Source organism: Burkholderia sp. MSh2 (assembly GCF_000731655.1).
GTDB lineage: Bacteria > Pseudomonadota > Gammaproteobacteria > Burkholderiales > Burkholderiaceae > Burkholderia > Burkholderia paludis.
Genome location: NZ_JPGM01000019.1, coordinates 142794 through 154186 on the forward strand (window position 1 = coordinate 142794; position 11393 = coordinate 154186).

Below are 11393 nucleotides of genomic sequence, written 5' to 3' on the forward strand. Positions count from 1 at the left end.
CGGAAGCGAACGACTGGCCCCGGCGGCGAGCGTTGCCGCATCGCTGGCGCGCGAAGCCGACCGTCGCGGTCGGGCGGGGTGTGGAATCGTTTCGGCGTGCGGTGACGAACAGGGAAGGGCGCGCGGTGTGCCCGCCGGGCTCAAAAGTCGATCGCGTCGTCGGAATCGCCGTCGGTGGCGGTTGCGAGCGCCTCGCGTGCGACGCGCGGCGCCGACGCCGATGCGTCGAGCGACGGATTGCGCAGTTTCTCGAGCACGCGCTCGGGCACCGGAATCCGCATCCGCGCGGCCACGTCGCCGCACTGGAACATGATCAGCTCGCCCGGCTCGAACGCGGTCCAGACCTCGTTGTCGGTGAGCGGCTGCGTGGCGATCACCGCGACGCGATCCTCGGGCGTCGTGTATTTCGCGAAGTCGATCGACAGGTCTTCGTCGACGAGATGCGCGGTCGAGAACGGCCAGCGCCGCACGAGATAGTGCAGCCGCGTCGAGCAGTGCGCGAACAGCGCCTGGCCGTTCGACATCAGGAAGTTGAACACGCCGTGATCGGTGATGCCGCGCGTCAGCTCGCCGACGCGCTCGAACAGCTCGGGCAGCGGCGGCTGCGCGCCGGGGAACGCTTCGCGCAACCCCTGCATCAGCACGCAGAACGCCTGCTCGCTGTCGGTCGTGCCGACCGGATGGTAGACGCTGCCGTCCATGTCCGGTGCGTAGTCCTGCAGATCGCCGTTATGCGCGAAGATCCAGTGCCGGCCCCACAGCTCGCGCATGAACGGATGGCTGTTCTCGAGCAGGATGTGACCTTGCGTCGCCTTGCGGATGTGCGCGATCGTGTTCTTGGACTTGATCGGGTAGCGCTTCACCATCTCGGCGATCGGCGACGTGGCCGATGCCTGGTGATCGATGAAGAGGCGGCAGGCCTTGTCCTCGAAGAACGCGATGCCCCAGCCGTCGGCATGGTGATCGGTGAGCCCGCCCCGGGCTGCGAAACCTGTGAAGGAGAATGTGACGTCCGTCGGCGCGGCGCAGTTCATTCCTAAGAGTTGGCACATTTTACTTGGGGCGGCAGGCTGAAGCGGGGGGTAACGAACCGGGCGAACCCCGGTACAATGCGGCTTCTAGCATATCACCGAGCCCCGAGCGGTAAAAAGCGGATTCCGCCGACCGAAGGCCCCGTGTTGCGGTTTGCCGTCAGTCGGCCCGCGGCATGCGTGTTCCGGCCCCGCCGATGGCCCGCCCGTTCCTCACGACGCCTCCTATGACTGCCTCGAACGCTTCCTCCCCGGCGACGCTCTCGCTCGCCCGTCCCGACGACTGGCACCTGCACCTGCGAGACGGCGACATGCTGGCCGCCGTGCTGCCGCACACCGCGCGCCAGTTCGGCCGCGCGATCGTCATGCCGAACCTGAAGCCGCCGGTGACGACCACCGCGCAGGCGCAGGCCTACCGCGAGCGCATCCTGGCCGCGCTGCCGGCCGGGATGACGTTCGAACCGCTGATGACGCTGTACCTGACCGACAACACGCCGCCCGACGAGATCCGCCGCGCGCGCGAAAGCGGTTTCGTGCACGGCGTGAAGCTGTATCCGGCGGGTGCGACGACGAATTCCGACCACGGCGTCACCGATCTCGCGAAATGCGCGAAGACGCTCGAGGCGATGCAGGAAACGGGCATGCCGCTGCTCGTGCACGGCGAGGTGACCGATGCGTCGATCGACCTGTTCGACCGCGAGAAGGTCTTCATCGACCGCGTGATGACGCCGCTGCGCCGCGACTTCCCGGGCCTGAAGGTCGTGTTCGAACACATCACCACGAAGGACGCGGCCGACTACGTGCGCGACGCCGACGCGGCGCCCGGCCTGCTGGGGGCGACGATCACCGCACATCACCTGCTGTACAACCGCAACGCGCTGTTCGTCGGCGGGATTCGCCCGCATTACTACTGCCTGCCCGTGCTGAAGCGCGAGACGCATCGCGTCGCGCTGGTCGAGGCCGCGACGTCGGGCAACCCGCGCTTCTTCCTCGGCACCGACAGCGCGCCGCATGCGCGCGACGCGAAGGAAACCGCGTGCGGCTGTGCGGGCTGCTACACGGCGCTGCACGCGCTCGAACTGTATGCGGAAGCATTCGACAACGCCGGCGCGCTCGACCGGCTCGAAGGGTTCGCGAGCTTCTTCGGCGCCGATTTCTACGGGCTGCCGCGCAGCGCCGAGACGGTCACGCTGCGTCGCGAGGCATGGGAACTGCCGCGCGAGATCTTCGCGGGCGATACGCCGGTCGTGCCGCTGCGCGGCGGCGAGACGATCGGCTGGAAACTCGCGTGACCTGCGCGCCGCCGCGCGAGCCCGGCCATGCGGCCGGCGGCGCGGCGGCGGAGGTCGCACGGATCGACTGGTCCGTGCCGTGGCTCGCGCCCTACGCGGAGCCCGGCCGCGCCGCGCAGGCGGCCGCACGGGCGGGCGAGGCCGCGCTGCTCGACATGCTGAACGGCGCGTTGCGCGATACCGGCCCCGACGGCCCGCGCGTGAGCGGCCGCGGCAGGCTGTTGCGGTTCGTGCCGCAGGCCGCGTTGCCGCCCGGCATCGCATACGAGACCCATATTGCGGAGACGGGCGGCGTCCCGACCCGCCACAACCTGCACGACTTCTTCAACGCGCTCGTATGGTTCGCGTATCCGCGCATCAAGGCGGCGTTGAATGCGCGCCAGGCCGCGGCGATCGACGCGGCAGGCGGTGTGGGCCCGGTGCGCGGCGCGTTGCGCGACGCGCTCACGTTGTTCGACGAGAATGCCGCGCTGTTCGTGACGGCCGACCGCACACTCGCCGACGCGCTGCGCGCGTTCGACTGGCCGCGGCTGCTGATTGCCTCGCGCGCCGCGTGGGGGGGGCGCTGCGAGGCGCGGCTCGTCGGCCATGCGCTGCTCGGGAAACTCGTCGCGCCCTACAAGTCCTGCACCGCGCATACGTGGATCGTCGAAGTGAGCGCCGACTATTTTTCGTGGCCCGGGGCGCGGCGCATCGCGCATGTCGACGCGCGCATCGCCGCGGAACTTGCGACTTGCGCGCTGACGAGCCGCGACTTCGCACCGCTTCCGGTGCTCGGTGTGCCGGGCTGGTGCGACGCGAATGCCGAGGCCGCGTTCTACGACGACCCGGCCGTATTCCGCAGCGGCCGCCGCTCGCGTGCTGCCGGCGGCGGCGCGCAGTGCTAGAATGCGCGTCGCAAAGCAGGCCAGGCAGTCGCGGCCTCGCCGCCTTCGGGCGCGCGGGGGCGAGGAAAGTCCGGACTCCACAGGGCAGGGTGATGGCTAACGGCCATCCGTGGCGACACGCGGAACAGGGCAACAGAAAGCAAACCGCCGATGGCCCGGCGCAAGCCGGGATCAGGTAAGGGTGAAACGGTGCGGTAAGAGCGCACCGCGGCGACGGCGACGTTCGCCGGCACGGTAACCTCCACCCGGAGCAATTCCAAGTAGGCAGGCGCGCATTTTCGGATGCAGGACGGGGCCCCCGTCTCGTCTGCGGGTAGGAAGCTTGAGCGCGTCAGCAATGGCGCGCCTAGAGGAATGGCTGCCACGCGTGGCGCGCTTCGGCGCGCGACGTGCACAGAATCCGGCTTATCGGCCTGCTTTGCCGTTCGAATGCGAAAGGGCCGGCGTCTCCTTGCGGAGCGCCGGCCCTTTTTTCATGCGCGATCGACGCGCGGCGCGGGTCAGGCCGCGACGATGTCGAACGAATGCGTGAGCTCGGCCGTTTTCGCGATCATGATCGACGCGGAGCAATACTTGTCGTGCGACAGGTTGATCGCGCGTTCGACCGTGGTCGGGCTCAGGTTGCGCCCGGTGACCGTGAAGTGGAAGTGGACCTTCGTGAACACCTTCGGATCCTCGCTCGCACGCTCGGCCTTCAGCGTGACCGAGCAGCCGGTGACTTCCTGGCGGCTCTTCTTCAGGATCAGCACGACGTCATAGGCCGTGCAGCCGCCGGTGCCGAGCAGCACCATTTCCATCGGGCGCGGCGCGAGGTTGTGGCCGCCGCCTTCCGGCGCGCCGTCCATCGTGACGAGATGGCCGCTGCCGGTCTCGGCGGAAAACGCCATGCCGTCCTGGCCCATCCAGCTTACTTTGCATTCCATGCTTGCACTCCCGCGTTGCCTGATTCGGATTCGATCCGGCATTGTAGCCCGCTGCGCAACGGTCGGCTGATGCGCTGCACGACGCGCAACGCCTGTGCCGCGCAAACGGCGCGCCGGACGGCCAATTCCCCTCCGGATTTAGGGGTTTCGCTCTAGGCAAGGGCGATCCTTGTGCCTGCCGGGCAGGATCATGGCATTGATTTAAAAGGGAAAATCGATTTTTCAAACGCGTTCTGAAAAATTCCGCATTATGGTGTTTGATTTCGTAATGCAAATTTTCTTGTGAAGTCGGTGACGCGTTCGTATAATGAGCCTCATTGGTTGTCGCGCTGCGGCAACCTCCGAATGTCTCCTCCACCCTCCTCCTATGGTGGATTAAGCCCGAACCAGCCGTTCGGGCTTTTTTTCGTCCCATGCAAACATCGGCGCGCGGCTTGCGCGCCCCGGCATCGTTACGCGGGCTGCGACGCCGCGCCGGGCGAGCGGGCGGCGGGCGCCGGCGCCTGCGGGGCCGACGCATGACCGTGGCCGCGCGAGCAGAAGTGGCGGACGCGTTCGCGCACCGCGCGCAGGCGGGCGACGCGATCCTCGGCATGGGCCGAGCGGGCTTCGGCGATGCGCGCATCGAGCGCGTCGAGCTTGGCTTCGCAGTCGGCGCGGGCGGCGACGGCAGGCGCCGAGGCAGCCACGAGCGCGGCCGCAATGAAGGGCGTAAGTCGTTGTTTCATCATGCTGGCTTGTTGTTTTACGGGTTCGGCCGGTCCGGCGCGGCGAGGCTGCATGCCGCGCGTCGACGGGTGCCGCCCCAGGCGCTCGGTTCGCCTGGCGGGTCGGGGCACGACCGGATTTTGGCCCATTTCGGCCGTCGCGCGCACCGGAAGTGGATTCCCTTTGACCGCGTTGCCGGATTTCCTTTATAATTCAGGGCTTTTCCGCATTCATGCCCACGGAAAAAGAACAGGGAGAGCCTGCACCGCGCCTCGAAGCGCACACAGACAAGCAGGAAGAACACACCGGGCAAAGCATTTTTTTTGGATCGATCATGAAGACGTTTTCCGCAAAAGCCCATGAGGTGACGCGCGAATGGTACGTGATTGACGCGACGGACAAGGTTCTCGGCCGTGTTGCCAGCGAAGTGGCACGCCGTCTGCGCGGCAAGCACAAGCCTGAATTCACTCCGCACGTCGATACTGGTGATTTCATCATCATCATCAACGCGAGCAAGTTGAAGGTCACCGGCAACAAGACGCTGGACAAGAAGTACTACCGTCACTCGGGTTACCCGGGCGGTATCTATGAAACGACGTTCGGCAAGATGCAAGAACGCTTCCCGGGCCGCGCGCTCGAGAAGGCGGTCAAGGGCATGCTGCCGAAGGGCCCGCTCGGCTATGCAATGATCAAGAAGCTGAAGGTCTACGCTGAAGCCACGCATCCGCACTCGGCTCAACAGCCGAAGGCGCTTGAGATCTAAGGGGAGCCCACATGATCGGTAACTGGAACTACGGCACGGGCCGCCGCAAGAGCGCAGTCGCACGTGTCTTCATCAAGGCTGGCAAGGGCGACATCATCGTCAACGGCAAGCCCATCGCTGACTACTTCTCGCGCGAAACGTCGCTGATGATCGTGCGTCAACCGCTGGAACTCACGAACCACGGCCAGACGTTCGACATCAAGGTGAACGTCGCGGGCGGCGGTGAAACGGGTCAGGCAGGCGCAGTGCGCCACGGCATCACCCGTGCACTGATCGACTACGATGCGACGCTGAAGCCGTCGCTGTCGAGCGCAGGCTTCGTCACGCGCGATGCGCGTGAAGTCGAGCGTAAGAAGGTCGGTCTGCGCAAGGCACGCCGCGCCAAGCAGTTCTCGAAGCGTTAATCCCGCTTCATGGCTTCGCCGCTTTCGGGCGGCGTTCGCCGGAAAAACCGCCAGCTTTCGCGCTGGCGGTTTTTTTATGTCCGCTTCCAGGCTTGTGCCGCCGCGGCCCGTGCGGGCGCGTTTGACGAAATCGACAAGAACCTGTTGATTTCATGGACTTCAGCACGATCTTCTGATCGGCCCTACAATAGCGGCTAAAGCTTTTTGGAGAGTTCGCAATGAACGCTGTTACCGAATCCGCAGCAACGACGGCCGAAGTGCCGGTTCCGTTCGTCTTTACCGACGCAGCGGCCGACAAGGTCAAGCAACTGATCGACGAAGAGGGCAATCCCGACCTGAAGCTGCGCGTGTTCGTGCAGGGCGGCGGCTGCTCGGGCTTCCAGTATGGCTTCACGTTCGACGAGGAAGTCAACGAGGACGACACCGTGATGAACAAGAACGGCGTCCAGCTCCTGATCGACTCGATGAGCTACCAGTACCTGGTCGGCGCAGAGATCGACTACAAGGACGACCTCAACGGCGCCCAGTTCGTGATCAAGAACCCGAACGCGTCCACCACCTGCGGGTGCGGCTCGTCGTTCTCGGTTTGAGCGCACGACGGATCCTGTCCGGTTTGCCGGCATGAAAAACGGGGCTTCATGCCCCGTTTTTTTACATCCGCCCGCCATGCGGCGGGCGCGGCGTGGCGCGTGTCGCGTCAGCGCGGGTAGAGCGCGCCGAGCACGCGATCGCCGGCGGCGCCGGTGACCGTCGCGAGATTGCCGGGCTGGCGCGCGGTGAAGCGGTACGCGAGCCACGCGAAGGCGAGCGCCTCGACCTGCTGCGGCGGTACGCCGAGCGCGGCCGTCGTATCGACCGTGGCCGGCACGCCGGCCGCGTGCAGCGCGGCCCGGAGCGCGTCGAGCAGCACCGGATTGCGGGCGCCGCCGCCGCATGCGAAGACGGCCTGGCAGCCCGGTGCGTGCCGGGCGATCTCGCGGGCGATGGATACGGCCGTGAGCGCGGCGAGGGTCGCCTGCACGTCTTCCGGCGCGACCTGCGCGAACGCGGCGAGCTTCGCGTCGAGCCACGCCGGATTGAACAGGTCGCGTCCGGTGCTTTTCGGCGGCGGCTCGGCGAAATACGGTTCGTCGAGCAGCGCGTCGAGCAGCGGCGCATGGGCGGCGCCGCGCGCGGCGAACTTGCCGCCTTCGTCGTATGGCTTGCCGAGGTGGCGGGTCGCCCATTCGTCGAGCAGCGCATTCGCCGGCCCGCAGTCGAAGCCGCGCACGTCGCCGCCTTCGCCGGGCAGGATCGTGATGTTGCTGATGCCGCCGAGATTGCAGACGACCCGGGTCTCGCCCGGCGCGCCGAACACCGTTGCATGGAACGCCGGCGCAAGCGGCGCGCCGTGGCCGCCCGCGGCGACGTCGCGGCTGCGGAAGTCGGCGATCACGTCGGCATGGGTCAGCTCGGCGAGCAGCGCCGGGTTGTTGATTTGCCGCGTATAGCCGCGCTCGGGGCGGTGGCGCACCGTCTGGCCGTGCACGCCGATTGCGCGGATCTCGTCGCGCGACAACCCGGCCGTGCGCTGCAATTCGTGACAGCACACCGCATAGCGCGCGACGAGCGCGTTGGCCGCGAGCGATTCCCGGTCGATCTCGTTGTCGCCCGGCTGCTGCAGCGCGAACAGCGCGTCACGCAGCGACGGCGCGAAGCCGACGAATGCTTCCGCGAGCACGGCCGGCGCCTTGCCGGCCTCGAAACGCACGGCGACGCCGTCGACGCCGTCCATGCTGGTTCCCGACATCAGCCCGAAGTAGATGCCGTCGGCCGGATGGGCGTTTTGCGGATGTCGTTGCGGCACGTTGGGTTCTCCTGGATCGTGCGGCGCGGGCCGGTGCCGCGCGCCTTGCGCCCGATTATCCGCGCAACGTGATGCATCGTTAAGCGATGCCCGCGCAAGTTATGGGAAAATCCCTGTTTTTGCGACATTCTTCCTGGCACCGATGAGCACCGAACCCAGTTCCAAGCCTGTTTTCCCGATCACCGACGAAGTCCGGCATGCGCTCGCCGTCACGAAGCGCGGCGTCGACGAGCTGCTGATCGAGGAAGAGTTCGCGCAGAAGCTCGCGCGCAGCGCGGCCACGGGCAAGCCGCTTCGCATCAAGCTCGGCCTCGACCCGACCGCGCCCGACATCCACATCGGCCATACGGTCGTGCTGAACAAGATGCGCCAGTTGCAGGACCTCGGCCACACGGTGATCTTCCTGATCGGCGATTTCACGTCGCTGATCGGCGATCCGTCGGGCCGTAACGCGACGCGCCCGCCGCTCACCCGCGAACAGATCGAGTCGAACGCGAAGACCTACTTCGAGCAGGCCGCGCTCGTGCTGGATCGCGCCAAGACCGAGATCCGCTACAACAGCGAATGGTCGATGCCGCTCGGCGCGGACGGGATGATCAAGCTCGCGTCGCGCTACACGGTCGCGCGGATCCTCGAACGCGAGGATTTCACGAAGCGCTTCCAGGGCGGCGTGCCGATCTCGATCCACGAATTCCTGTACCCGCTGATGCAGGGCTACGATTCGGTCGCGCTGAACGCCGATCTCGAACTCGGCGGCACCGACCAGAAATTCAACCTGCTGGTCGGCCGCGAACTGCAGAAGCAGTACGGCCAGGAACAGCAGTGCATTCTCACGATGCCGCTGCTCGAAGGCCTCGACGGCGTCGAGAAGATGTCGAAGTCGAAGGGCAACTACGTCGGCATCAGCGAGAAGCCCACCGACATGTTCGGCAAGCTGATGAGCATCTCGGACACGCTGATGTGGCGTTACTTCGAGTTGCTGTCGTTCCGCGGTCTCGACGAGATCGCCGGCTTCAAGCGCGAGGCCGAAGGCGGCCGCAACCCGCGCGACTTCAAGGTGCTGCTCGCGCAGGAAATCGTCGCGCGGTTCCACTCGCAAGCCGATGCCGAACGTGCGCTCGAGGATTTCAACCATCGCGCGAAGGGCGGCGTGCCGGACGACATCGCGTCGGTCACGCTCGCCGGCGCGCCGCTGGCGATCGGCCAGCTGTTGAAGCAGGCCGGCCTCGTGCCGTCGACGAGCGAGGCGCTGCGCAACATCGAGCAGGGCGGCGTGAAGATCGACGGCGCGACGGTGTCGGACAAGGGTCTGAAGGTCGAGGCCGGCGAGTTCGTCGTGCAGGTCGGCAAGCGCCGCTTCGCGCGCGTCACGCTGACCGCATGATCGCGCTGATCCAGCGCGTGAGGCGCGCCGACGTGCGCGTCGGCGATCGTACGACGGGCGAGATCGGCGCGGGCCTGCTCGCGCTGGTCTGCGCCGAGCGCGGCGACACCGATGCGGCGGCCGACAAACTGCTCGCGAAGCTGCTCGGCTACCGCGTGTTCAGCGACGCCGACGGCAAGATGAACCTGCCGGTGTCGAACATCGACGGCGCGGGCAGCGCGGGCGGCCTGCTGCTCGTGTCGCAGTTCACGCTGGCGGCCGATACCCGCAGCGGGCTGCGCCCGAGCTTCACGCCGGCCGCCCCGCCCGACGAAGGCGCGCGGCTGTTCGACTATTTCGTCGCGGCTGCACGCGCGCGCCATCCGGTCGTCGAGACGGGCGAATTCGGCGCCGACATGCAGGTGTCGCTCGTCAACGACGGCCCCGTGACGTTCTGGCTGCAAGTGCGGCCCTGATTCTTCCCCGGAGACGCGCCGCGATGGCCTCCACGCAGATTCTTTTCATCCGCCATGGCGAGACGGCCTGGAACCGCATCAAGCGCATCCAGGGGCATACCGACATTCCGCTGGCCGACTCGGGGCTCGCGCAGGCGCAGCGGCTGGCTGCCCGGCTCGAACGGGAGGCGCGCGAGGGCGTACGGATCGACGCGGTCTATTCGAGCGACCTGATGCGCGCGCAGCAGACCGCCCAGCCCTTCGCCGATGCGCTCGGCCTGCCGCTGCAACTGCGCGAAGGGTTGCGCGAACGCTCGTACGGCGCGTTCCAGGGGCATGACAGCGGCGAGATCGAGACGCTGTTTCCGGATGCATACGCAGCGTGGCAGACACGCGATCCGGGTTTTGCGCCGGAGGGCGGCGAGTCGCAGCGCGTGTTCTATCACCGCGTGCTGCATGCGCTGGAGCCGATCGTGGCCGCGCATCCGGGCGGCCGGATCGCCTGCGTCGCGCACGGCGGCGTGCTCGATTGCGTGTACCGGTTCGCAAACGCGATCGAGCTATCGGCGCCGCGCCATTACCCGTTGCTCAATACGAGCATCAACGTCGTCGATTACGTCGACGGCCGCGCGCAGGTCGTGCAGTGGGGCGACGTGTCGCATCTGGAAGGGCCGAGCGACGACGACGGGTACCGCAAGGTGCTCTGAGCGGGCCGGCTCGGGCCAGTCTTGCCGGCCGGAGCCCGTTTCCGCGCGACGCTTACCGCGGCAGCGCGTGGCGCGTCTTGTAGTCGAGCGCGTACGCGATCTTGCCGGGTTTGTCGGCCGTGATCGGCTGGCGCAGCTTGTCGAATTCCCCCTTGTTGTATTTCTTTCCGCCGTTGATCGCATCGGCGCGCCCGAGGTCGGCGCCCGTCTTGCCGTCGATCACGGGATCCGTGGCCGCGACCATGCGCGTCGACGCATTCCAGACCGCGTTCAGGTAGCCCGTGTCGGCCTTCGCCGGATCGGGATCGGTTGCGCCGAGGCGCGTCAGGTCGTAGCCGGTGAGCGCGAACGTGCCCGGCTGCGCGCGCAGCCAGTCGGCCCAGTAGAACTCGAGGTAGTCGGTGGATTGCGCGGGCTTGCTGTAGCCGATGTCGCGGGTGAAATAGACGAGCGACCGGTAACGGTCGTTCGTCATTCCAAGCGCCAGGCCGAGCCCGGCCGGCAGCTGGGCGGCCGTGATCGGCTTGCCCTCGCCGTTCTTGAGGCGCACATAGCCGCGGCTCTGCATCTGCTGCCAGAATGTGTCGCCCGCGTAGTCGCTCAGGTTGTCCTTGACGACGACGTGCACGTGCAGGGCCGGGCCGCCATCGGGCGTTTCGTAATAGGTCGACAGGCCGTGGTGGCCGTCGGTCAGGTACAGCGCGTCGCCGTTCGGGCCGATCACGACCGGGTTCAGCACCGAGCGGTCGCGGGCGTTCGCGTCGCTCGTCGTGCACGCGTAGCTCGCCGGGTCGCGCAGCGCCGACTTTGCGCCATAGCCGCCTGTCGCGATGCCGCCGAGGCCTTCGTCCGCGCAGAAGTCGTCGAATTTCTTGTCGGGCTGCAGTTCGTAGCGGCCGAGCTTGTAGTAGATCTGGTCGTAACCGATCGCGCCCTGCGTCGGACGAAGATCGCCGAGCGTCACGTCGATCAGGTCGCCCGCGCGGGCGCTCTTCCACTTGCCCGGTTGCGGTG

General features: G+C 67.1%; 14 protein-coding genes and 1 other RNA gene. 10 read left to right on the forward strand and 5 right to left on the reverse strand.

Annotation, left to right across the window (positions count from 1 at the left end):
* Positions 1-140: 140 nt before the first annotated feature.
* Entirely contained in the window at positions 141-1052 is a 912-nt protein-coding gene (locus GQ57_RS13380; protein ID WP_031398846.1) for a class II glutamine amidotransferase, read from the reverse strand.
* Positions 1053-1258: 206 nt separating this feature from the next.
* Between GQ57_RS13380 and pyrC the strand changes: the two genes are divergently transcribed.
* The 3 genes from pyrC to rnpB all read left to right on the forward strand — a co-directional run bounded on the left by pyrC (position 1259) and on the right by rnpB (position 3634).
* On the forward strand, positions 1259-2323 hold the full coding sequence (gene pyrC, locus GQ57_RS13385) for a dihydroorotase (protein WP_031398845.1): 1065 nt from the start codon (positions 1259-1261) through the stop codon (positions 2321-2323).
* Positions 2320-3210, forward strand: coding sequence for a DUF3025 domain-containing protein (locus GQ57_RS13390; protein ID WP_034198073.1), 891 nt, complete (start codon positions 2320-2322; stop codon positions 3208-3210). The genes pyrC and GQ57_RS13390 overlap by 4 nt, the downstream gene beginning before the upstream one ends.
* A gap of 12 nt (positions 3211-3222) precedes the next feature.
* Positions 3223-3634: RNase P RNA component class A (gene rnpB, locus GQ57_RS38165), an RNA gene on the forward strand.
* A 76-nt stretch (positions 3635-3710) separates the two neighbouring features.
* On the opposite strand, the gene GQ57_RS13395 is transcribed toward rnpB, so the two are convergent.
* Together GQ57_RS13395 and GQ57_RS13400 are read right to left on the reverse strand one after the other, a co-directional pair.
* Positions 3711-4175, reverse strand: a complete 465-nt coding sequence (locus GQ57_RS13395; RefSeq protein ID WP_075122922.1) for an OsmC family protein — start codon at positions 4173-4175, stop codon at positions 3711-3713.
* A gap of 410 nt (positions 4176-4585) precedes the next feature.
* On the reverse strand, positions 4586-4864 hold the full coding sequence (locus GQ57_RS13400) for a DUF1090 family protein (protein WP_034198074.1): 279 nt from the start codon (positions 4862-4864) through the stop codon (positions 4586-4588).
* 311 nt (positions 4865-5175) lie between these two features.
* Between GQ57_RS13400 and rplM the strand changes: the two genes are divergently transcribed.
* Genes rplM through erpA form a run of 4 tightly spaced genes read left to right on the forward strand, consistent with a single transcriptional unit; the run spans position 5176 to position 6598 of the window.
* Positions 5176-5604 (forward strand): 50S ribosomal protein L13, encoded by a 429-nt coding sequence (gene rplM, locus GQ57_RS13405; protein ID WP_009687896.1) that lies wholly within the window; start codon positions 5176-5178, stop codon positions 5602-5604.
* An 11-nt stretch (positions 5605-5615) separates the two neighbouring features.
* On the forward strand, positions 5616-6008 hold the full coding sequence (rpsI, locus tag GQ57_RS13410) for a 30S ribosomal protein S9 (RefSeq protein WP_031398841.1): 393 nt from the start codon (positions 5616-5618) through the stop codon (positions 6006-6008).
* 9 nt (positions 6009-6017) lie between these two features.
* Positions 6018-6206, forward strand: a complete 189-nt coding sequence (locus tag GQ57_RS43330; RefSeq protein WP_162531554.1) for a hypothetical protein — start codon at positions 6018-6020, stop codon at positions 6204-6206.
* Positions 6207-6226: 20 nt separating this feature from the next.
* Complete coding sequence (gene erpA / locus GQ57_RS13415) at positions 6227-6598, forward strand: iron-sulfur cluster insertion protein ErpA (RefSeq protein ID WP_031398840.1); 372 nt, start codon at positions 6227-6229, stop codon at positions 6596-6598.
* Positions 6599-6705: 107 nt separating this feature from the next.
* On the opposite strand, the gene GQ57_RS13420 is transcribed toward erpA, so the two are convergent.
* Positions 6706-7854, reverse strand: coding sequence for an anhydro-N-acetylmuramic acid kinase (locus tag GQ57_RS13420; RefSeq protein ID WP_034198075.1), 1149 nt, complete (start codon positions 7852-7854; stop codon positions 6706-6708).
* A gap of 142 nt (positions 7855-7996) precedes the next feature.
* Between GQ57_RS13420 and tyrS the strand changes: the two genes are divergently transcribed.
* Genes tyrS through GQ57_RS13435 form a run of 3 tightly spaced genes read left to right on the forward strand, consistent with a single transcriptional unit; the run spans position 7997 to position 10379 of the window.
* Positions 7997-9238 (forward strand): tyrosine--tRNA ligase, encoded by a 1242-nt coding sequence (gene tyrS, locus GQ57_RS13425; protein WP_034198076.1) that lies wholly within the window; start codon positions 7997-7999, stop codon positions 9236-9238.
* Positions 9235-9693, forward strand: a complete 459-nt coding sequence (gene dtd, locus GQ57_RS13430) for a D-aminoacyl-tRNA deacylase (protein WP_031398837.1) — start codon at positions 9235-9237, stop codon at positions 9691-9693. Before tyrS ends, dtd begins: the two co-directional genes overlap by 4 nt.
* Before the next feature lie 23 nt (positions 9694-9716).
* Positions 9717-10379, forward strand: coding sequence for a histidine phosphatase family protein (locus tag GQ57_RS13435; RefSeq protein WP_031398836.1), 663 nt, complete (start codon positions 9717-9719; stop codon positions 10377-10379).
* A 52-nt stretch (positions 10380-10431) separates the two neighbouring features.
* Here GQ57_RS13435 and GQ57_RS13440 read toward each other — a convergent pair.
* A partial coding sequence (locus tag GQ57_RS13440; RefSeq protein WP_034198077.1) for a ParB/Srx family N-terminal domain-containing protein occupies positions 10432-11393 on the reverse strand: 962 nt, incomplete at its 5' end.

What these genes read in the sequence shown, in the direction of transcription:
- GQ57_RS13380 (WP_031398846.1), bottom strand. Translation starts at nt 1,052, where the DNA reads ATGTGCCAACTCTTAGGAATGAACTGCGCCGCGCCGACGGACGTCACA.
- pyrC (WP_031398845.1), top strand. Translation starts at nt 1,259, where the DNA reads ATGACTGCCTCGAACGCTTCCTCCCCGGCGACGCTCTCGCTCGCCCGT.
- GQ57_RS13395 (WP_075122922.1), bottom strand. Translation starts at nt 4,175, where the DNA reads ATGCCGGATCGAATCCGAATCAGGCAACGCGGGAGTGCAAGCATGGAA.
- GQ57_RS13400 (WP_034198074.1), bottom strand. Translation starts at nt 4,864, where the DNA reads ATGATGAAACAACGACTTACGCCCTTCATTGCGGCCGCGCTCGTGGCT.
- rplM (WP_009687896.1), top strand. Translation starts at nt 5,176, where the DNA reads ATGAAGACGTTTTCCGCAAAAGCCCATGAGGTGACGCGCGAATGGTAC.
- rpsI (WP_031398841.1), top strand. Translation starts at nt 5,616, where the DNA reads ATGATCGGTAACTGGAACTACGGCACGGGCCGCCGCAAGAGCGCAGTC.
- GQ57_RS43330 (WP_162531554.1), top strand. Translation starts at nt 6,018, where the DNA reads ATGGCTTCGCCGCTTTCGGGCGGCGTTCGCCGGAAAAACCGCCAGCTT.
- erpA (WP_031398840.1), top strand. Translation starts at nt 6,227, where the DNA reads ATGAACGCTGTTACCGAATCCGCAGCAACGACGGCCGAAGTGCCGGTT.
- tyrS (WP_034198076.1), top strand. Translation starts at nt 7,997, where the DNA reads ATGAGCACCGAACCCAGTTCCAAGCCTGTTTTCCCGATCACCGACGAA.
- dtd (WP_031398837.1), top strand. Translation starts at nt 9,235, where the DNA reads ATGATCGCGCTGATCCAGCGCGTGAGGCGCGCCGACGTGCGCGTCGGC.
- GQ57_RS13435 (WP_031398836.1), top strand. Translation starts at nt 9,717, where the DNA reads ATGGCCTCCACGCAGATTCTTTTCATCCGCCATGGCGAGACGGCCTGG.